The sequence below is a fragment of the Myceligenerans pegani genome (assembly GCF_014892515.1).
GTDB classification, from domain to species: domain Bacteria; phylum Actinomycetota; class Actinomycetes; order Actinomycetales; family Cellulomonadaceae; genus Myceligenerans; species Myceligenerans pegani.
Genome location: NZ_JADBGR010000088.1, coordinates 147,980 through 168,054, shown reverse-complemented (window position 1 = coordinate 168,054; position 20,075 = coordinate 147,980). Strand labels below are relative to the sequence as shown.

Sequence of the window (20,075 nt, the reverse complement as noted above, 5' to 3'; positions counted from 1 at the left end):
GCCACACCCGCCGCGCTCTCACGGCGACACACCGCGCGGCGCTCGGTCACGCGACGCCCGACCAGGCGTCACGTCCGGCGCGGCGCCGCGTGGCCGGGGTCAGCCCGCGTCCGCCAGGAGCCGGCGCAGGCCGTGCTCGCCGATCGGGACCAGCCACGGGTGCTCGTCCGGGTGGGCGAGCATGGTCGTCGCGTACATCAGGGCCCAGCCCTTCGCGCGGGTCCAGGTCGCCTCGTCCCAGCCGCGCCCGTCCCGCGCGCCCGCGTCGACGGCCGCGCGGAACCGCGCGTGGCCGTCGGCGTCGAAGGTGAGCCACGCGGCCCCGAGGTCCGATGCGGGGTCGCCGGACGTGACGTCGCCGAAGTCGACGACGGCGGCGAGCTCCTGGGTACCGTCCGCCGGCTCGCGGACCACCAGGTTGCCCGGATGCGGGTCCCCGTGCAGCCAGACCGGCGCGCCGGAGTATGCGGGGGCGTCGAGAGACTCGTGCCAGAGGCGGGTGGCGGCGTCGCGCCGTTCCTCCGGGACGCGCTCGAGCCGGGCGGCGAACACGGCCGGGTCCTGGGCGTCGGGCCGGGCGGCCAGCGGGATCCCGCGGAACGGGTTCGGCGGGGCGTCGTCGGCCGGGACGTGCAGGGCGACGAGGAAGCGCGCGAGCTCCGCGGCCCAGGCGGTCCGGCCGGCGACGGCGGTGCGGGCCGCGGCAACGCCGTCGACCCAGCGCACGACGTTCCACGACCACGGGAAACCGAGGCGCGCGCTGGGCCTGCCGGTGCGCACCGGGACCGGGAACGTGATCCCGGTCGCCTCCAGCGCGGGCGCGAGGCGGGGGAGTGCGGCCTGCTCGTGGTCGATGAGGTGGGCCGCCGCGTCCCGTCGCGGGAGGCGGAGCGCGAGGTGGCCGCCGTCGGGCAGCGGTCCGAGCCGCAGCATGACGTTGTCCCAGCCGTTGGCGACCACCTCCAGCGGCAGCCCGGCGAGGTCGGGATGCTGCTCGGCGAGCAGTTCCCGGGCGAGCTCGACGGTGACGTCGATGTCAGCGGCGACCACGGTTCCTCCTTCGGGCGGGGCGGGCGGTGAGCGCCGCGGCTCCGCGGGGCGGTCACCGCCGCAGCTCCAGCTCGCGGGTGCGGTCCCATTCCTCGGTCCAGCCCAGGGCGTCGAACAGGGCGTCGAGGATGCCGCCCGTGAAGCCCCACACCAGGTGCGTCGTCGTCCCGTCGGAGAACTGGAAGCCGGGCCCGCGGTAGGTGCGGTGTCCGTCGCGCGCCACGACCGTGACCCGGGACGCGGGGTCCAGCAGGTCCGCGACCGGCGCGCGGAACACGTGCGACGACTCCGCCTCGTCGACGACGCCCACCGGCGTCGGCTTCGCCCACCAGCCCAGCACCGGCGTGACCACGTGGTTCGACACGGGCATCGGCAGCGGGTCGAACTCGCCGAGCACCTCGACGCCGGACGGGTCGAGCCCGGTCTCCTCCTCGGCCTCGCGCAGGGCGGCCTCCACCATGGACTCGCCGTCGTCGGCCCGGCCGCCGGGGAACGCCACCTGGCCGGCGTGGGATCGCAGCGTCGTCGCGCGCGCCAGCAGCAGGACGTCGAGGTCGTCGCGGACCGCCTCGGCCTGGGCGTGGTGGTCGGAGGGCAGTCCGTCGAGGACACCGAACAGGATCAGCACCGCCGCCGGCCGGGCCGCACCCGAGAACTCCCCCCGCGCGTGCCGCCACGGCGCGGGGAACCCGGCCTCGGCCAGTGCCGTCAACTGCGTGCGTGCGGAGGAGGCTCCCGGTGACGAGCTCATCCGACGAGGCTACCTCCGCGGACCGGCCCGCCCGTTCACCAGTTCGTCTCGACCGGGCGCCCCTCCTCGTAGCCCGCCGCGGACTGCACGCCCACGACGGCGCGCTCGGCGAACTCCGCCAGGTTCCGCGCGCCCGCGTACGTGCACGACGACCGCAGCCCCGACGTGATCTCGTCCAGCAGGTCCTCCACGCCCGGACGCTGCGGGTCGAGGTACATCCGCCCGGTCGAGATGCCCTCCTCGTACAGGGCCTTGCGGGCCCGGTCGAACGCGGAGCCCTCCCCGGCGGTCCGCGCCGCCACGGCCCGCGCGGACGCCATCCCGAACGAGTCCTTGTACAGCCGCCCGTTCCCGTCCTCGCGCAGGTCGCCCGGCGACTCGAAGGTCCCGGCGAACCAGGAGCCGATCATCACCTGCGACGCGCCGGCGGCCAGCGCCAGGGCGACGTCGCGCGGGTGGCGCACGCCGCCGTCGGCCCACACGTGCCTGCCGAGCTCGCGCGCCGCGGCCGAGCACTCGAGGACGGCCGAGAACTGCGGCCGGCCGACGGCGGTCTGCATCCGCGTGGTGCACATCGCTCCCGGCCCCACGCCGACCTTGACGATGTCGGCGCCGGCGGCCACGAGGTCGCGCACCCCGTCCGCCGTGACCACGTTCCCGGCCACGACCGGCACGGACGGATCCACCGACCGGACCGCCTCGAGCGCGGCGAGCATCCGGCCCTGGTGGCCGTGCGCCGTGTCGACGACGAGCACGTCCACCCCGGCCGCGAGCAGGTCCTTCGTCTTGGCCGCGACGTCCCCGTTGATCCCGACGGCGGCCCCGACGCGGAGCCGTCCGGCGTCGTCCACGGCGGGGGCGTAGACCGAGGAACGCACCGCGCCCTGACGCGTCAGGACGCCGGTCAGCAGCCCGTCGCGCACCACCGGCGCGAACTGCAGGTGCGCGGCGTGCAGCAGGTCGTACGCCCGCTCCAGCCCGGTCCCGGCGACTGTCGAGCCCGCCTCCGGCGCACCGCCTCGCGGAGCCGACGCCGCGGGGGCGGGAGACGTCGTGCCCTTGCCGGGGGCGACCGCCAGCGTCTCCGCGTCGATCACCAGGGGATCGGGCGTCATGACCGTGCGCACCTGCGCGAACCGGTCGACGTCCTGGCAGTCCTTCTCGGTCACCACGCCGACGGGACGGCCGTTCTCGGTCACGACGGCGGCGCCGTGCGCGCGCTTTCCGAGAAGCGTCAGCGCGGTGTGCACGGTGTCGTCCGGCGAGACCACCACCGGCGTCTCCACCACGGGATCCTTCGACTTCACCCCCGCCACCACGTCGGCGACGACGCCGGCCGGCACGTCCTGCGGCAGGATCGCCAGCCCGCCGCGCCGCGCCACGGTCTCGGCCATCCGGCGGCCCGCCACCGCGGTCATGTTCGCCACCACGACGGGGATCGTGGTGCCGCAGCCGTCGGCGGTGGCGAGGTCGACGTCGAACCGCGAGGAGACGTCCGAACGGGACGGCACGAGGAACACGTCGCCGTACGTGAGGTCGTGGGAAGGTTCTTGGCCCGGGAGGAATCGCACGATGACAGACTATGACTGTTGCGTGATGCTGGTGTGGAACTCGGCGTCCCGAGTTCATCCGGCCCGGCCCCGGTCCGTACGATGGCACCTTGCCGCGCGTGGCACAGTGGTCGCAGCGCGGTGCAGGGGGACGACGACGAGTGCGCGCCCGGCCCGCCCGGGACGGAGCCGCGGGGAAGGAACGACATGGCACTGCTGAGCGGGATCAGCTCGCCCGAGGACGTCCGGAGACTCACGCCCGGACAGCTCGGGGAGCTCGCGCAGGAGATCCGCGACTTCCTCGTGGAGAACGTCTCCCGCACCGGCGGGCATCTCGGCCCCAACCTCGGCGTCGTCGAGCTCACCATCGCGCTGCACCGGGTCTTCCGCTCCCCGCGCGACACCCTCGTCTTCGACACCGGGCACCAGTCCTACGTGCACAAGCTGCTCACCGGGCGCCAGGACTTCTCCCGCCTGCGGCAGAAGGGCGGCCTGTCCGGCTACCCGTCGCGCGCCGAGTCGCAGCACGACGTCGTCGAGAACTCCCACGCGTCCACCGCCCTGTCCTGGGCGGACGGCATCGCCAAGGCGAACGTCGTCTTCGGGCGCGACGACCGGCACGTCGTCGCCGTCATCGGCGACGGCGCCCTGACCGGCGGCATGGCGTGGGAGGCCCTGAACAACATCGCCGAGAGCCCGGACCGCCGGCTCGTCATCGTCGTCAACGACAACGGCCGCTCCTACTCGCCCACCATCGGCGGCCTCGCGAACCACCTCGACACGCTGCGCACCACGCGCGGCTACGAGGCCTTCCTCGACTGGGCCACCCGCACCCTGAACCGCTCCGGCCCGCCCGGACGCTTCGCCTGGCGCTGGATGCACGGCTTCAAGAAGGGCATCAAGGACGTCATCGCGCCGCAGGGCCTGTTCGAGGACCTCGGCATCAAGTACATCGGTCCCGTCGACGGCCACGACGCCGCCGCCATGGAGCACGCCCTGCGCCGCGCGAAGGCCTACGGCAAGCCCGTGATCGTGCACGCCATCACCGAGAAGGGCCGCGGCTACAAGCCCGCCGAGGAGGACATCGCCGATCGCTTCCACGCCGTCGGCGTCATCCATCCCGAGACCGGCCTGCCCGTCGCGCAGTCCCGGTTCGGCTGGACCAAGGTGTTCGCCGACGAGATCGTGCGCATCGGCCGCCGCCGGCCGGACGTCGTGGCGATCACGGCCGCCATGCTGCACCCGGTGGGTCTCGCACCGTTCGCGAAGGAGTTCCCCGAGCGCACGTTCGACGTCGGCATCGCGGAGCAGCACGCCGCCACCTCCGCCGCCGGCATGGCCTACGCCGGGCTGCACCCCGTCGTCGCCGTCTACGCCACGTTCCTGAACCGCGCGTTCGACCAGGTCCTCATGGACGTCGCCCTGCACAAGGCCGGCGTCACCTTCGTGCTCGACCGTGCCGGCATCACCGGCGCCGACGGCGCCAGCCACAACGGCATGTGGGACATGGCCATGCTGCGGGTCGTCCCCGGCCTGCGGCTGGCCGCCCCGCGCGACGAGCCCACCCTCCGCGCCGCGCTGCGCGCGAGCGTCGACATCGACGACGCCCCCACCGTCGTCCGCTACCCCAAGGGCGCCATCGGCGAGGACATCCCGTGCGTCGAGGAGCTCGACGGCGTCGACGTCATCGGGCGCTTCGCGCCGAAGCCGGCCGGCACGGCCGCCCCGCGGGACACGTCGCGGCGCGTCCTCGTGGTCGGCATCGGCGCCATGGCACGCGCCGGCCTCGACGCCGGCACGGCGCTCGCGGAACACGGCCTCGAGGCCACCGTCGTCGCGCCGACCTGGGTGCTGCCCCTGCCGCCCGCCCTCGTCAAGCTCGCCGGGGAGCACGACGTCGTCGTCACGATGGAGGACGGCCTGTCCGACGGCGGCGTCGGCGCGCTCCTCGCCCAGCGCGCCGGCGAGCAGGGCGTGCGCACCCGGCACGTGCACCTCGGCCTGGACGCCGAGTTCTTCGACCACGCCAGCCGCGAGCAGATCGCCACGGCCCAGCGCATGACCGCCGCAGACGCGGTCCGCGACACCCTGGCGGCGCTCGCGGAGGTGTGAGGCGGGCAGGGCCGCGGGGCCGGAACGTGATGCGGGCGCGGGGTGGCCCGTCCCACGTCCGGGGGGATCGAAATGCCGCGTGGTCAGCGCGTAGGGTGCTGGCGTGTGCACCGTCCTGTTGCGTCTGGATCCCGCCGCCGACTGGCCGCTCCTGCTCGCCGCCGTCCGTGACGAGCTGACCGACCGGCCGTGGGAGCCGCCGGGGGAGTACTGGCCGCAGGAGGCCCCGGGCCTGGTGGGCGGCCGCGACCGACTGGCCGGCGGGACGTGGCTGGCGGTGCGGGGTGGCCCGCGGCCCGGGGTGGCGGCGGTGCTGAACGGGAGCTTCATGAACCGTCTCGAGCAGGCCCCGCCCGGGAGCCCGCCGTCGTCCACGAGGCCGAGCCGCGGCCGCCTGCCCCTGCAGGCGCTGACCGCCGGCGTGCCCGACGCCGCGGAACTGCGCGCCTACGAGGTGGTCCACCTGCTGGTCGCGGACGCCGACGGCGCGCGCCTCGTCTCCTGGGACGGCCACGACGTGACCGACGTCGAGATCCCGCCGGGCGACCACATCATCACCAACGAAGGGCTCGACGTCGCCGAGGACCCGCTGGTGCCGCACTTCGCGCCGCTGCTCGGCAGGGCCGGGCGACCGGCGGTCGCGGACGACATCCCGGGCGAGCCGATTCCGCACGCCGCGACCGCGGAGTGGTGGGGCGACTGGGTGGACCTGGTGCGCGGCGACGGCCTCGCGGAGGACGACCCGCGCGCGCTGCTCGTGCGCCACGACCTGCCGGACGGCCGGGTGTTCGGTTCGACGTCGGCCACGCTGCTCGCACTCGGCCGGGAGCCGGGCCAGGTCCGGATGGACTTCACGGGCACGCCGTCGGACCCGGACTGGAAGCGCGTCGAGATCTGACAAAAGTGTGCCAAGCGGCGCCGCAGGTTCCGGAGTGGAGGGAATGTCGGACACGGCAGGTACGCTGGCGCCGCGATGACTGAGACTTCCCAGGGTGTTCCGATCAAGGGCCGCGAGGCGCGTCAGGTCGTGGAGGAGGCGGCCGCCCGGCTGGCGGATGCGCGGCTGCTGCTGGCCTCCGACGGGCCCTATCGCGACAAGGTGCGCGAGGCCTATCTCGCCGCTCGTCAGGTGCGCGTCCACGCCGAGCTGCGGACCGTGGCGGTCGAGGAGCTCGAGAAGCGGCGCAAGAAACTCCGCGTCGCGGTGCTGCGGAAGAAGGGTTTCCGTGACGTTCCCCGGGTCCTCGAGGCCGGGGTGGACGGCCTCGTCGCGGCCGGCGTCGGGGAGACGACGGCGCGCCCCGCGGTGGCCGCCGCCACCGAGCTGGCCGACGAGGTCGACGCCGACCTGCGCTTCCGGATCGACGTCGACCCGGACGACCCGTACGCCACCGACCTGGTGCGCTCGCTGCGGATGTTCGGCGCCGTGACCGACGCGCGGCACCGGCACTACGACGACGCGCGGCGCCTCCACGCGGTCCTGCCGCAGTACATCGGCCCGGCGCAGGCGCTGACGCGCTGGTGGCGGCGCCTGCTCGCGGACACCGGCAAGCGCGCGGAGGCGACCGCCGCCGTCGGTGCGCTGCGCAACGCGCTCGCGGCGTCGTCGCCGGACCTGGCCGCGGCGGCGGGCAGGGTACGGACTGTCGTCGGGCGGCGGGGTGCCGGCGACGTGTGGGAGGACTTCGAGCGGCGGTCCGCCGAGTACTACGGCCTGCTCAGCCAGGTGGTGGATCTCGGCGACGACCACGAGGCGGCCGAGGGCTTCCTGCCGGCCGACGTCGTGCGGCGGGTCGAGGCCCAGCCGCTGGACCGTTCCCTCCTGCACGCCAACCTGCGTGCCTATCAGGCGTTCGGCGCCAGGTACGCGCTCGTGCAGCGGCGCACGATCCTCGGCGACGAGATGGGCCTGGGCAAGACGATGCAGTCCCTCGCGACGATGGCCCACCTCGCGGCCACGCGGCCCGACGACGACGGCCCGGCGCACTTCCTCGTGGTCTGCCCGGCGAGCGTGGTGACGAACTGGGCCCGCGAGGTGACCACGCACTCGCGCCTGGCCGCCGTGGTGATGCACGGCGGCGACCGGGACGCGGCGGCGCGCGCGTGGGTGGCCTCCGGCGGCGTCGGGGTGACGACCTTCGAGATGCTCGGGCGCCTTCGTCTCCCCGCCGACCTGAGCCCCGCGTTGCTGGTGGTCGACGAGGCGCACTACGTGAAGAACCCGGAGACGCTGCGCGGGCGCACGGTGCGCGCCTGGTCCGACCGGGCCGACCGGGTGCTGTTCCTGTCCGGCACGCCGATGGAGAACAAGGTCGCGGAGTTCAAGGCGATGGTCGGTTACCTGCAGCCGTCGGTGGCGCGGCTGCTCGACCCGAACGCCGACCTGTCCGGCGCCCAGGCGTTCCGGCGCATCGTCGCGCCCGTCTACCTGCGCCGCAACACCGAGGACGTGCTCACCGAGCTGCCCGACCTGGTCCAGGTCGAGGAGTGGGAGGAGTTCGGGGAGGTCGACGGCGCCGCCTACCGGCGGGCGGTCGCGGACGGCAACTTCATGGCGATGCGGCGCGCCGCGTTCGCCGTCGAGCGCGCCGACGACTCCGCGAAGCTCGTGCGGTTGCGCGCGCTCGTGGACGAGGCCGCGGAGAACGGTCGCCGCGTCATCGTGTTCTCCTACTTCCTCGACGTGCTCGAACAGGTGATGGAGCTGCTCGGCGACGTCGCGGCCGGGCCCCTCACCGGGAGGGTGAAGGTCGCCGAGCGGCAGGAGATGGTGGACAGCCTGTCCACGCCGGACGGCCCCCGCGTGCTCGTCAGCCAGATCACCGCCGGCGGCGTCGGGCTGAACGTCCAGGCCGCCTCCGTGGTGATCTTCTGCGAACCGCAGGTCAAGCCCACCATCGAGGCGCAGGCCGTGGCCCGGGCGCACCGGATGGGCCAGACGCGGACCGTGCAGGTGCACCGGCTGCTCGTGGCCGACTCCGTGGACCAGCGCATGATGGAGATCCTCGACACGAAGGCCGCGTTGTTCGAGCAGTTCGCGCGGCAGTCCGAGATCACCGAGACGTCGGACCTCGCCGTCGCCGTGAACGAGCCGACGGCGGGCGCCGGCATGCCGAGCGAGGCGGAGCTGGGCAGGACGATCGTGGCTCAGGAGCGCGAGCGGCTGGGCGCCGCCGACACGGAGCCCGTCACGGTGCGATGACGGGACCTGGCGAGTACCGCCCGAGTGGAGGGGCCGGGTGAAGATGGAAAACCTCTTCCACAGGACTCGGCTTTCGTAGCGTTTCGACTGGACTCGCAGTGCCCCGTTGCGCAAGACTTTTCCTGTGAGCGACTTCACACAGCATCAGACATCCGACACCACGTCCGCTGCCGGTGGTCCCGCCCCGCACGGGGAGAACCTGACGGCGGCCGAGGCAGCCCGCCGACTGGGCGTGTCGTCCCTGCACGTCATCGACCTGCTGGAGGCGGGCGAGCTCGACTTCCACATGGACGGCTCGGACATCCTCTTCGACGCGGCCGACGTCGACACGTACAAGGCGGACCGCGAGTCCCGCGACCAGGAGAGCCTCGTAGGCGCCTGAGCGCCCCTCCGGGTGGCCCGCCCGCGGGAGCGTGCCGCCGGCCCGCCCGCGGGCAGAGCCCGGATCCCCGCGACGCCCGGGCGAGATCCCGGACCCTCGATGGTTGCGCGGCCCCACGGCCCGCGCGAGCATCATGGCCCCACGCGGCCTCACCGCTCCTGGCGGCGAATCTTCCCGTAGCGGGACCACTTGGCGATCGCGCGGAAGAACGCGAAGACGCTGAACGCCCCGCCCAGGACCACCGGGACCCACGGGAACGGGTCACCCGCGTCGAACCCGCGGAAGTTGTCCTCGTACCCGCCGGCCTGGGCCGTGGCCCAGCCGCCCCAGGTGAGGCCGATCACGAGCAGCCCCACCCCGATGAACAAGGTCCACATGACCGCGACGCGCCGCGCCCCGTCGGGGCTGTCCGGGTCGACGCGCTTCCCCGGACCGTTCCCGTCGGTGGTTCCCCCGTTCGCGTGGCCGCTCATGCCGCGAGGCCCTTGGCCACCACCTGGAAGGTCGGGTCGGCGGCGATGACGACGGGCTCGGGCATGGCGTCCGGCGTCCCGCTCGTGAACTCCCAGGTGTTCTTCTCGTCGATGCGGATCGCCGCGGCGCGCGTCGTCGTACCGGTCGACTCGAGCAGGCGGACGGTCCCGGCGAACGGGCGCTCGGCCGCGTTGTTGAAGGCGGCCTTGACGTAGTCCGCGGCGAGATCCGTCAGGGCGCGCTCACCCGGGAGGGGCAGCGCCTGCCAGATGCCGTACGGCTTCGGCTCGATCAGGGCCGAACCGGCCGGGCTCCGCAGGAGGACGGCGGCGTTCGCCGACTCGCCCGCGCCGCCGGAGGCCTCGATCCACTCGGTGGCCTGGTTCATGATCGCCGTCAGGGCGAGGACCTTCCCCTGCGGGGTGAGCTGCTGCCGCCCCTCGTCCGGCACGGCGAGCTTGCGCACCACCAGGGAGCTGATGCCGGCGGAGAGCAGCGGCGAGTCCTTTGCGATCTCCGGCAGGTGCAGCGCCTTGCGGGTGCCCTCGGCGCCGGGGTCGTCGGTGCCGAGCGAGAGCAGCGTCAGGATCTCGAATCCCGTGAGCTCGATCGCCCGGTCCTCCAGGTCGGGGGCCGGGTTCGGCGTGGCGTCGTTCATCGTTCTTCCTCCTCGTACGGCCGTGGTGCGCCGTTGGTTCGTGCCGGGTCAGCGGGTCGTGCCGGAGCCGTCACCACGGGGTGATGTCCGAGATGAAGTCGCCCGCGCCCTCGATGAGGTCCCCGCCCGCATCGTAGATGTCGCCCGCGACGTCCGTGGCCCCGTCCCAGACGTCGCCCGCGGTGTCGCTCACCCAGTCCGCGGCGTCGCCCGCGGTGTCCCAGGCCCATTCTCCCGCGTTGGAGATCCCGTTCCACGCGGCCTCGGTGATGTTGCCGTCGATGAAGATGTCCGCGACCGCCCAGGCGGCGCCGGCTCCGAGGATGGCCCAGCCCACGGGGTTCGAGACCAGCGCCGCACCCGCCAGGACCGCTCCGAGTCCCAGGCCGGCGGTGATCGCGCCGTCACCGACCTTCCACCAGTCGCCCTCGGCGATGCCCTGGCCGATGGTCCAGCCGCCGAGCGCGACGCCGGCCCAGCCGATCGCCTTGCCGGCCCAGCCGAACCCGGCCGGGATGTCGTCGGCGAGGCCCCAGAGCCCGGCCCCGTAGCGGTAGGCCGCCTCCAGCGCGAACTCGGTGGCGCCGGCGACGCTCGCCCACCAGCCGGTCTCGCCCACCAGATCGTTGAGCCAGTCGGCCCAGCCGCCGTCGTCGGCCGTGGCGGTGCCGGTGCCCGAGGAACCCGGGAACGGGTTGGTCCCCGGGAACGGGCCGCCGCCGATGCCGCCGCCGAGGTCGTTGCTCGTCGCGTCCTGGTCGTCGGCGTTGCGCAGGAGGGCGTCCGCGGCGGCCACGAGGGAACCGGCGGCATCGCGCATCCCCGGGGCGTGGCCGCCCTCCCACTCCTCACGGAACATCTCGCCGCTGGGGCCGAACCACGGGATCTGATCGACGGCTCCGGCGATCGTCTGGACCGCGGAGGTGAGCTGGTTCGACTTGTCCTCGAACACCGTCGCCAGGGCGCGGAGCTGTTCGATGTCCGCGCCGTACATGTTTCCGCTCACGCGTCTGCTCCCGGTTCGTGCTGATCCAATCCAGGGGAGCAACTATATGCGTGCTGGTCAGAGGGCGGGATGGGGAGCTCTCCCCACGTGGCGTACGTCACCTCGCGTGTCACTCCTCCGGTCTCGCCGTCCGGGCGCGGAGGCGTTCCAGGCCGGTGCGGGTCGCGATGACGATGAGGTGGTGGTTGTGCTGGAGCGGATTGGTGGTCGCCGGACGGAACACGTCGGTCGTGAAGCCCTTCTCCGGCCGGCGGACCGCCAGCAGGCGCACCTGACCCGGCACGTCGACGTCGCGCGCGGGGCGGTGCTCGAGCTCGCAGCGCGCGTGCATCGGCACCTCGGCGACGAGCAGGACCCGGTCCCGGAACGGCACGGTGTCGAGCACGTCGGGACCCATCACCGAGGCGGCGAACGCGGGGGAGGCGAGCGCGGAGGCGCTGCGCGGCGCCGAGCGCGGGATGAGGCCCTGCACGCGGCGGGCGAAGTCCTCGTCGAAGAGGCGCAGCACGCGGCGTAGCCTGCCGTGCGCCGGATCGCGGTCGACGGAGTCCGCGGCGATGCTGATGCCGATGTTCGCGACGTCGTCGCTCGTCATGGCCATTACGGCGCGCGCGGTACCGATCTGGGCGGCCTTGAGCACGTCGGTCCGCCGGCCGTCGCCGATCACCACCGGGACGCCGTGCTCCCGGGCGAAGGGGATGCCGCGGGAGCCGTCGTCGCGCACGTTGACCGCGACCGCGGGGATGCCGCGCTCGAGCAGGGTGGCGAGGACGCGGGTGCCGACGTCGCCCAGGCCCACGACGACGACGTGGCCCGACATCGGGGACCCGGGGCCGGACACGGCCGCGGCGAGCCGCGCGCGGACCACGGCGTCCACCAGCGCGGCCGTGAGCAAGGGGATCACCGCGACGCTGATCACCGTGACGACCACCTGCACGCCCCTGGTGACGGGTGGGACGTCCGTGCCCGGGTCGGCTCCGGCGAGCGTCTCGAGGACCACCTGGTAGAGGGCGGTCATCCAGTGCGCCGGCGCGGTGAGCGCCACGAGCGTCGTGCCGGCGACGATCACGAGTGCCAGCACGGCCAGGGCGTACCAGACGTACTTGTTGAGGTTCTGGCGGACGAAGTACCACACGCGGCCGTTCGGCCGCCGCAGGGGCGTCGCGGGCGCCGGGTCGGGCGACGCGACGCCGATCGCGATCCGGCGGTCGAGTCCCTCGTCGTCGTCGGGGAGCATCACGGAGTCCTCGCCCCGCAGCGCGGCGAGCGTGAACAGCGACCGGCCGGGCAGCTGGCTCGGCTTGCCGACCACGAGGTCGATGCCGGGCACCTCCAGGTGCCGGGCCTCGCCGAGGGCGAGCGCGACGAGCGGCGGGGCCGCGATCTTCGAGGCGGAGAGCACGTCGCAGTTCGGCAGGTGGTCCGCGATGCCGGCGCCCAGCTCGTCGTCGAAGAACCGGACCACGAGACGCACGCCCGGCTTGAGCTCGTTGACGAGGAGCGCGGTCTCGATGTTCCCCGCGTCGTCCTGGTCGAGCAGGGCGACGGCGTCCGCGTCGTCGAGGCGGGCGCGTCGGAAGGCGGCGGTGTCGGGCCGGAGCGACTCCACGACCGTCACGTGGTCGAGGGCGGCCATCTGGGCGCCGTGCTTCGATCCCGCGTCGGGCAGGATCACGGTGACGTCGCCCTGGTAGCGCGTACTGAGTGCGAACGAGACGCGGAACGCGAGCGGGCCGTCCCCGCAGACGACGAACTGCGGGCGCCGCTGCCGCTTCGCAATCACCATGGCCGGACAATATACCGAGCCCACCACCTAAAGCGCGACAAATCCGGCGGAAACGCGCCCATGAGCCAGCTGGTTCACGGGCGCGCTCCCCGGGCACCGTGAGCGCGGCCCGGTCAGGCCGGGACGTTCGCCACGCCGTCGGGCAGGAAACGCCTGCCCAGGACCTTCTCGCTGTAGCCCGTGCGGTCCAGGTACGGGGTGATGCCGCCCGTGTGGAAGCCCCAGCCGGCGCCGAGGATCATGCACAGGTCGATCTGCTGCGGGCCGGCGACCACCTGCTCGTCGAGCATGAGGCCGATCTCGGTGGCCGTGGCGGTCAGGACGGCGTCGAGCACCCCCGGGCCGTCCAGCACCGGGGTGCCGTTGCGGCCCGTCGTGCCCGGCTCGAGCGCCTCGCCGAACGCCGCCTGCACGGCCGGGTCGACCGGCTTGGGCAGGCCCTTGCCGGGCGCGTCGAGCACGATGCGCGTCCCCTCGGACACGATCCGCTTCAGGCCGGGCGAGGTCGGGATGCGATCCCCGAGGTCCTCGCGCAGCGAGGTGAGCACGTGGTCCGCGACCGCGGGGCCGACGAGGTCGGTGAGCTCGAAGGTCGGCATCGGGAAGCCGAGCGGCGCGAGCGCGCGGTCCGCGACCTCGACGGGCGTGCCGTTCTCGATCGCCTCGAGCACCTTGCCCATGACGAGGATGAGGAGGCGGTTCACGACGAAGCCCGGACGGTCGGCCGCCAGGACCGCCGTCTTGCGCAGCTTCTTCGTGATGCCGAACGCGGTGGCGAGCGCCTCGTCGGAGGTCTTGTCGGCGTGGATCACCTCGACCAGCGGCATCTGCGCGACCGGGTTGAAGAAGTGGATGCCCACCACGCGCTCGGGGTGCCGCAGGTCGGCCGACATCTCGCTGACCGACAGCGCCGACGTGTTCGTGGCCAGCACGGCCTCGGGGGAGATGATGTCCTCGAGCTCGGCGAAGACCTTCTTCTTCAGGCCCATGACCTCGGTGACGGCCTCGATGACGAAGTCGCACGAGGCGAACTCCTGGATGTCCGTGGTGCCGGACACCGACGCGACGATGCGCCTCGCGGCGCCTTCGGTGAGCTTGCCGCGCCCCACGAGCTTCTCGGCCGTGCCGCGCACGAAGTCGAGGCCCTTGTCCACGCGCTCCTGGTCGAGGTCGCGCATGACCACCGGCACCTGCAGCCGCTGGGCGAACAGGAACGCGATCTGCGCCGCCATGAGGCCGGCCCCGACGATGCCGACGCGGGTCACCGGGCGGGCGATCTTCGGGTCCGGTGCGCCGTGGGGCTTCTTGCCGCCGGAGACGAGGTTGAACGCGTACACGCTCGCCCGCATCTCGTCGGACATGATGAGGTCGGCCAGCGCCTCGTCCTCGGCCTCGAACGCCTCGGCACGCGTGGCGTTGCGGGCGCCCTCGACGAGGTCGAGCGCGCGGTACGGGGCGGGGCGCGAGCCGCCGATCGTCGCCTTCAGATGCTGCCGCACGCCCGAGGTGACGGCGTCCCACACGGGCTGCGGGTCCAGCTCGCGGCGGGTCACCTCGACCTCACCCGTCAGGACCTTGGCGGCCCAGAGGATCGACTGCTCGAGGAAGTCGGCGGCGTCGAACTGCGCGTCGACGAGGCCGATCTCCAGCGCCTCGGCGGGCTTGTACGGCTTCTGCGACGCCGGCCGCGTGAAGATGACGTCGATCGCCTTCTCGATGCCGACCAGGTGCGGCACGAGGTAGGCGCCGCCCCAGCCCGGGACCAGCCCGATGGAGACCTCCGGCAGGCCCAGGCCGCCCGCGTCGGACGCGACGGTGCGGTAGTCGCAGTTCAGCGCCACCTCCAGGCCGCCGCCCAGGGCCAGGCCGTTGACGAAGGCGAACGTGGGGACGCCGTGCTGCTCGCGCAGGTCGCCGAGGATCGAGTAGGCGCGGTGCCCGGCGCGGCCGAGCTCGAGCGCGTCGTCGCGGCTGGCGATGGTCTGGGCGCCCTTGAGGTCCGCGCCGGCGGCGAGGAAGTAGGGCTTGCCCGTGACGGCGACGGCGGCGAGCTCGCCGGCGGCGGCACGTTCGCGCACGCCCTCCAGGGCGGCGGTGAGCTCGGCCATGCCCTGCGGGCCGAGGGTGTTGGGCTTGGTGTGGTCGAAGCCGTTGTCCAGCGTGACGAGGGCCAGGGTGCCGGCCCCGCCCGGGAGGGTGACGTCGCGGACGAGGGCGTGGGTGACGCGCTCGGCAGGGGCGTTCTCGGTCACTTGTCGTTCTCCTCGCTGGTGTGGCCGGTGTAGTCGGCGTGGTGGGGGTTCTCCCAGACGACGGTGCCACCCTGGCCCAGGCCCACGCACATGGTGGTGATGCCGTAGCGGACCTCGGGGTGCTGCTCGAACTGGCGGGCGAGCTGCGTCATGAGGCGCACGCCCGACGACGCCAGCGGGTGACCCATCGCGATGGCCCCGCCGTACGGGTTGACGCGCGGGTCGTCGTCGGCGATGCCGTAGTGGTCGAGGAAGGAGAGCACCTGGACGGCGAAGGCCTCGTTGATCTCGAACAGGCCGATCTCGTCGATCGTCAGCCGCGCGCTCGCGAGCGCCTTGTCCGTGGCGGGCACCGGGCCGTAGCCCATGATCTCCGGAGCCACGCCCGCGAACGCGTAGGACACCATGCGCATCCGTACCGGGAGGCCGAGCTCGGCGGCCGTGTCGCTGGCCGCGAGGAGCGACGCGGTCGCGCCGTCGGTCAGCGGGGACGACGTCGCCGGGGTGACGCGGCCGCCGGGACGGAACGGCGTCTTGAGGTCGGCGATGCCCTCCATCGTGGTCTCCGGGCGGGGCAGCTCGTCGGCGGTGGCCAGGCCCCAGCCCAGTTCCGTGGAGCGCACGGCGATCGGCACGAGGTCGGGGTCGATGTTGCCGTTGGCCAGTGCCTTGGCGTACTTGGCCTGCGAGTTCACGGCGTAGGCGTCGGCGCGTTCCTTGGTGAGCCGCGGGAACGTGTCGTGCAGGTTCTCGGCGGTGACGCCCATGTTGAGGGCCTGCGGGTCGACGAGCTTCTCGGCGACGAAGCGCGGGTTCACGTCGGCGCTGAAGCCCATGGGGTGGCGGCCCATGTGCTCGACGCCGCCGGCGACGGTGATGTCGGCCGCGCCCAGGGCGATGGACCCCGCGGTGGTGGTCACCGCGGTCATGGCGCCCGCGCACATGCGGTCGATGGCGTAGCCGGGCACGGTGTCGGGCAGCCCGGCCAGGACGCCGGCGGTGCGGCCGAGGGTCAGGCCCTGGTCGCCCTCCTGGGTGGTGGCCGCGATCGCGACCTCGCCGATGCGCTCGGCGGGCAGCTCGGGGTGGCGGCGCAGCAGCTCGCGGATCAGCTTGACGACGAGGTCGTCGGCGCGGGTCTCGGCGTACAGGCCGTCGGGCTTCGCCTTGCCGAACGGGGTACGGACGCCGTCGACGAAGACGACGTCGCGTACGGTCCGGCGCGTGGGCGCGGATGTGGCCGTCATGGGCAGCTCCTTGGTCGGACGGCGGCGTCCCTCAGCGACGCCGCTCGGTGCTCGCGATACACGCTACCCCGGGTATCGGTAAAAAACCTAGCCCTGACGAGACTGAGTTCACCGAGCCGTGAGATCGAGTCTCAGCCTCCCTCGGTCTCGTCTCCTGCCGACCCAACCGGTCCCCGGCCGCCGGAGGCGAAGCGTAGCGAAGCCGCCCGCAGGCGAGGTACGAGCCGAGGACGGCTGAGCCCGGCGGCTCGGGAAAGCAGAGTGGCTCGGGCAGACAGAGCTCAGTGGCCGCCGCGGAGCTTGCGAACCACCTTCTTGGCGGTCGGCAGCGCGCTGTTCCACGTGCTGTACCAGCGGGAGAACGGCACGTCGATGCTGCCCACGAGCTCGTCGTCGTGCTTGGCGAAGCCGCGCTTGAAGTTCGAGATGCCGTCGTTCAGCAGCCCGTTGACGTCGTAGCGGATGACGCCGCGTTCCTTCATGGCGCGGATGGCGTGCCACTTCAGGCCGTAGTTCGCGCGCAGGTCCATGCCGTCGTCGTTCATGCCGCCGTACAGCTCGAACGACGTCGTGTCCGACGCCGCGAACCACACGAACGACACGGGGCGGTCGTACGGGCCGTCCTCCGACGAGCGGGCGAAGGCCGCGAAGATGGGGGAGGCGGCCCCGAGCTCGGTCTTGACCAGGTGGTAGTAGCTGTCGGAGTGCAGCCCGAACCCGGCGCGCTCGGCCGTCTGGTGGTAGATCTTGAGGCACGCGTCGATCTCCCGGGAGGTGGTGACCTCGCGGAACTCCAGGTCCTCGCGGAGCGACTTGCGGATGTACTGCCGCGTCTTCTTCGACATGGCCGACATCAGCTCGTCCTCGCTCTTGCGCAGGTCGAGGATGAGCGTGGACGGGTACAGCACCGGGTTCGGTGCGTAGCGGCGGTTCGGCAGGTTCATCCCGGTGCCGACGGGCCAGTCCGGCTCGAGGGTGATGCCCACGCCGCCCACGTTCTCCCGCGCCCACTCGACGACGGCGTTCGTGACGAGGTCGCGCGAGGCGGAGTCGCCGACGCCGAACACCGCCCGCATGGTGTTCGCCCCGTCCAGGTGCGCCACGACCGGCCCGCGCGGCACGTAGGTGAGCGCCTTGAACTGCGCGGGCAGGGAGCGCTCCAGGACCTGTGCCAGGCCGGCGGTGTGACCGCCCGACATGATCCGCAGCCGGTGCGCGGTCCAGGCCCCGGCGGACTTCACCTCGCCCCAGCCCCACAGCTGCAGCGGATGGCCCCCGAGCCCGTTCACCTCACGGTCCCAGGCGGATCGTTCGGTGACGACCTCGACGGAGACGGAAGCGGCGGCAGACGTGGCAGACGAGGGTGTCGCGGAGGCTGGCATGGTCAGACTCTATCGAGAGGGACGGAGATCGACGAAGAGTGAAACGCAGGGTGGGGGCCGAGGAACGAGGCACGCGCCCGGAGTGGAACTCAAGGAGATTCCGACGACAGGTCTGTACATCCACGAAGAGGTCAGCGAATTCCCGCGAGTGTCTCGGCCAGGGGCGCCGCCAGCAGGCTCACCTGCCATTCCCGGGCCCGGCGCTCCCGGAGGAACTCCGCGATCGCGTCGGCATCGGCGGGCTCGGGCGGCTTCCAGCACAGCCGGCGCAGCGCGTCCGGCTGCAGGAGGTTCTCCACCGGGACGGCGTGCCGCTCGGACAGGGTGGCGACGAGTTCGCGCGCTGACTTGAGGCGCCGGGCCGCGACCGGGTCGCGATCGCCCCACAGCCGTGGCGCGGGCGGTCCGTCGGTGCGGGGACCGCGCACGGAGGGGAGCCGGTTCTCGGGGAGCTCCCGCGCCCCGTCGATGGCGCGCTGCCAGTACCCGGCCCGGCGGCGGATGCCCTTGCCGGCGAACTCGGGCAGGGCAACGAGCTGTCCGGCGGTGCGGGGCATCGCGCGTGCCGCGGCGACGATCGCGCGGTCCGGCAGGACGCGGCCGGGTGAGATGTCGCGCGCGCGGGCGGTCGCGTCGCGCGCCTCCCACAGCGCGCGGACGACGGCGACCTGGCGCGGGCTGCGCAGGACGTGCATCCCCGAGGTGCGGCGCCACGGGTCGACGCGCGGGGGAGGCGGAGGCGCGGTCCGCACGGCCTCGAACTCCTGGGCGGCCCACTCGGCCTTGCCGGCGGCCTCGAGGCGCGCGGCGAGGTCGTCCCGGACCTCCACCAGAACCTCGACGTCGAGGGCGGCGTAGCGCAGCCAGTCCTCGGGCAGCGGGCGGGTGGACCAGTCCACGGCGGAGTGCTCCTTGGCCAGGCCGAGGCCCAGTGTCTCGGCGACGACGGCGGCCAGGCCGACCCGTTCGAACCCGAGCAGGCGCGCCGCGAGTTCCGTGTCGAAGACGCGCGCGGGGACGATGCCGTGCTCGTTCAGGCCGGGCAGGTCCTGCGACGCGGCGTGCAGCACGTACTCGGCGTCCCCCACGGCGTCGCTCACGATCGAGAGGTCCGGCAGCGCCACCGGGTCGACCAGGGCGATCCCGGCGCCCGCGCGTTTCAGCTGGACGAGGTAGGTGGCCTGGCCGTAGCGGTAGCCGGAGGCGCGCTCCGCGTCGGCGGCGACGGGACCGGTGCCGCGGGCGAACGCGTCGGCGACCTTCTCGAGCTCGTCGGGCCGTGTGGTCACGGGAGGCAGGCCCCCGGCCGGCTCCGTCAGCGGCGTGACCGCTGCGCCGTCGTCGGCGCTGGGCGCAGGGGGTTCGTTCATGGGCCCACCGTATGCGGGCGCTGGGGACGGTCGGAAAAGCGCCTGGTGATCGCCGTGACGCCGGCCGGCAGGGGAGGTATTCCGGCGGCGGTCGACAGCAGTGCCGTCCAGGCCTGCAGGTGGGCGCCGAGGTGGGTGCCGACGGGCGTCCACGAGGCGCGGAGCTCCAGGTCGACGGCGTCGGGTGTGCTGGACAGCGCTCCGAAGCTCTTCGACAGCACGCGGGTCACGGTCCCGCCCTCCGCGAGCACGTCGGCGCCGGGCCGCAGCCCCGCGAGGTCCAGGCACTCGGGGATCCAGGACCAGGCGACGTCGGCGAGCAGGGGATCGGCGGCCATCTCCGGTTCGAGGGTGGCGCGCACCAGGGTGACGACCCGGAACGTGCCCTGCCAGGACTCCTGCCCAGCGGGATCGTGCAGGACCACGAATCTCCCGGTGGCGACGGGATCGTCGGCGGGCGCCGCGCCGGCCCCGGTGCCGTCGTCGGTCACCTCGCCGGACAGCGCGACGCTGTAGGGGGCCACGCGCACGGGGGCCGCGATCTCCTCGACATGCACCCCGGGCCGCACACCCTGGCCGCGTAGATCGGCGAGGGCGTCCGCGAACTCGGCCGGCACGTCATTGCTCACGCACAGCACGGTACGCGCCGCCGCCGCCGCGTCCGGGCCGCCACGCGGACATCCGAGGCCGTCCGTGCCCAGATCGTGACCCGCGCCCGCGTCGATCACCCGCGCCCACGCCCAGGTCACCGCCGCGACCCCTCGCGGCGCCGCCGACGTGACCGCCGACCACGACATCCCGGGTGATGGGATCGCACCCACCACCCAGGATGTCGTGGTCGTGCCGGCGCCAG

The 20,075-nt window shown here is 73.4% G+C and carries 16 protein-coding genes; 4 read left to right on the top strand and 12 right to left on the bottom strand.

The genetic code is table 11. The annotated features are described in order from the left end of the window. Positions 1-99 precede the first annotated feature (99 nt). The 3 genes from IIE03_RS14105 to IIE03_RS14095 are packed head-to-tail and all read right to left on the bottom strand — an operon-like array spanning position 100 to position 3,372. Positions 100-1,050: an aminoglycoside phosphotransferase family protein gene (locus IIE03_RS14105; protein ID WP_192863386.1), complete on the bottom strand. Its 951-nt coding sequence runs from the start codon at positions 1,048-1,050 to the stop codon at positions 100-102. A 52-nt stretch (positions 1,051-1,102) separates the two neighbouring features. Next, complete coding sequence (locus IIE03_RS14100) at positions 1,103-1,801, bottom strand: NUDIX hydrolase (protein WP_192863385.1); 699 nt, start codon at positions 1,799-1,801, stop codon at positions 1,103-1,105. 35 nt (positions 1,802-1,836) lie between these two features. Then, a complete protein-coding gene (locus IIE03_RS14095) occupies positions 1,837-3,372 on the bottom strand; it encodes a GuaB1 family IMP dehydrogenase-related protein (protein WP_192863384.1) in 1,536 nt (511 codons plus the stop codon). 186 nt (positions 3,373-3,558) lie between these two features. Between IIE03_RS14095 and dxs the strand changes: the two genes are divergently transcribed. From dxs to IIE03_RS14075, 4 genes are all read left to right on the top strand, one after another. Then, positions 3,559-5,463, top strand: coding sequence for a 1-deoxy-D-xylulose-5-phosphate synthase (dxs, locus tag IIE03_RS14090; RefSeq protein ID WP_192863383.1), 1,905 nt, complete (start codon positions 3,559-3,561; stop codon positions 5,461-5,463). Positions 5,464-5,566: 103 nt separating this feature from the next. Continuing rightward, positions 5,567-6,361 carry an NRDE family protein gene (locus IIE03_RS14085; protein WP_192863382.1) on the top strand — a complete coding sequence of 265 codons (795 nt, stop codon included), beginning with the start codon at positions 5,567-5,569 and terminating at the stop codon, positions 6,359-6,361. Positions 6,362-6,436: 75 nt separating this feature from the next. Continuing rightward, positions 6,437-8,665 carry a DEAD/DEAH box helicase gene (locus IIE03_RS14080; RefSeq protein ID WP_192863381.1) on the top strand — a complete coding sequence of 743 codons (2,229 nt, stop codon included), beginning with the start codon at positions 6,437-6,439 and terminating at the stop codon, positions 8,663-8,665. Between the two features lie 124 nt (positions 8,666-8,789). After that, on the top strand, positions 8,790-9,047 hold the full coding sequence (locus IIE03_RS14075) for an excisionase family DNA-binding protein (protein WP_192863380.1): 258 nt from the start codon (positions 8,790-8,792) through the stop codon (positions 9,045-9,047). A gap of 149 nt (positions 9,048-9,196) precedes the next feature. Here the strand turns inward: IIE03_RS14075 and IIE03_RS14070 are convergent, their stop codons facing one another. The 9 genes from IIE03_RS14070 to IIE03_RS14030 form a co-directional block, all read right to left on the bottom strand. Further along, a complete protein-coding gene (locus IIE03_RS14070) occupies positions 9,197-9,520 on the bottom strand; it encodes a hypothetical protein (RefSeq protein ID WP_192863379.1) in 324 nt (107 codons plus the stop codon). Continuing rightward, positions 9,517-10,179: a hypothetical protein gene (locus IIE03_RS14065; RefSeq protein ID WP_192863378.1), complete on the bottom strand. Its 663-nt coding sequence runs from the start codon at positions 10,177-10,179 to the stop codon at positions 9,517-9,519. The genes IIE03_RS14070 and IIE03_RS14065 overlap by 4 nt, the downstream gene beginning before the upstream one ends. Before the next feature lie 70 nt (positions 10,180-10,249). Next, a complete protein-coding gene (locus IIE03_RS14060) occupies positions 10,250-11,185 on the bottom strand; it encodes a hypothetical protein (RefSeq protein WP_192863377.1) in 936 nt (311 codons plus the stop codon). A gap of 109 nt (positions 11,186-11,294) precedes the next feature. Next, positions 11,295-12,971: an NAD-binding protein gene (locus IIE03_RS14055; protein ID WP_192863376.1), complete on the bottom strand. Its 1,677-nt coding sequence runs from the start codon at positions 12,969-12,971 to the stop codon at positions 11,295-11,297. Positions 12,972-13,084: 113 nt separating this feature from the next. Beyond that, positions 13,085-15,223: a 3-hydroxyacyl-CoA dehydrogenase NAD-binding domain-containing protein gene (locus IIE03_RS14050; RefSeq protein ID WP_192863375.1), complete on the bottom strand. Its 2,139-nt coding sequence runs from the start codon at positions 15,221-15,223 to the stop codon at positions 13,085-13,087. Next, positions 15,220-16,470, bottom strand: coding sequence for a thiolase family protein (locus tag IIE03_RS14045; RefSeq protein ID WP_192863374.1), 1,251 nt, complete (start codon positions 16,468-16,470; stop codon positions 15,220-15,222). The genes IIE03_RS14050 and IIE03_RS14045 overlap by 4 nt, the downstream gene beginning before the upstream one ends. Before the next feature lie 281 nt (positions 16,471-16,751). Then, the gene (locus IIE03_RS14040) at positions 16,752-17,852 is read right to left on the bottom strand and encodes a lipid II:glycine glycyltransferase FemX (RefSeq protein ID WP_192863373.1); all 1,101 of its coding nucleotides are present in this window, start codon (positions 17,850-17,852) and stop codon (positions 16,752-16,754) included. Between the two features lie 131 nt (positions 17,853-17,983). After that, a complete protein-coding gene (locus IIE03_RS14035) occupies positions 17,984-19,222 on the bottom strand; it encodes an HRDC domain-containing protein (RefSeq protein WP_192863372.1) in 1,239 nt (412 codons plus the stop codon). Next, positions 19,219-19,851: a DUF3000 domain-containing protein gene (locus IIE03_RS14030; protein ID WP_318842978.1), complete on the bottom strand. Its 633-nt coding sequence runs from the start codon at positions 19,849-19,851 to the stop codon at positions 19,219-19,221. The genes IIE03_RS14035 and IIE03_RS14030 overlap by 4 nt, the downstream gene beginning before the upstream one ends. Positions 19,852-20,075: the final 224 nt, after the last annotated feature.

What these genes read in the sequence shown, in the direction of transcription:
- IIE03_RS14065 (WP_192863378.1), bottom strand. Translation starts at nt 10,179, where the DNA reads ATGAACGACGCCACGCCGAACCCGGCCCCCGACCTGGAGGACCGGGCG.
- IIE03_RS14045 (WP_192863374.1), bottom strand. Translation starts at nt 16,470, where the DNA reads ATGACGGCCACATCCGCGCCCACGCGCCGGACCGTACGCGACGTCGTC.
- IIE03_RS14040 (WP_192863373.1), bottom strand. Translation starts at nt 17,852, where the DNA reads ATGCCAGCCTCCGCGACACCCTCGTCTGCCACGTCTGCCGCCGCTTCC.
- IIE03_RS14055 (WP_192863376.1), bottom strand. Translation starts at nt 12,971, where the DNA reads ATGGTGATTGCGAAGCGGCAGCGGCGCCCGCAGTTCGTCGTCTGCGGG.
- IIE03_RS14035 (WP_192863372.1), bottom strand. Translation starts at nt 19,222, where the DNA reads ATGAACGAACCCCCTGCGCCCAGCGCCGACGACGGCGCAGCGGTCACG.
- IIE03_RS14070 (WP_192863379.1), bottom strand. Translation starts at nt 9,520, where the DNA reads ATGAGCGGCCACGCGAACGGGGGAACCACCGACGGGAACGGTCCGGGG.
- IIE03_RS14100 (WP_192863385.1), bottom strand. Translation starts at nt 1,801, where the DNA reads ATGAGCTCGTCACCGGGAGCCTCCTCCGCACGCACGCAGTTGACGGCA.
- dxs (WP_192863383.1), top strand. Translation starts at nt 3,559, where the DNA reads ATGGCACTGCTGAGCGGGATCAGCTCGCCCGAGGACGTCCGGAGACTC.
- IIE03_RS14080 (WP_192863381.1), top strand. Translation starts at nt 6,437, where the DNA reads ATGACTGAGACTTCCCAGGGTGTTCCGATCAAGGGCCGCGAGGCGCGT.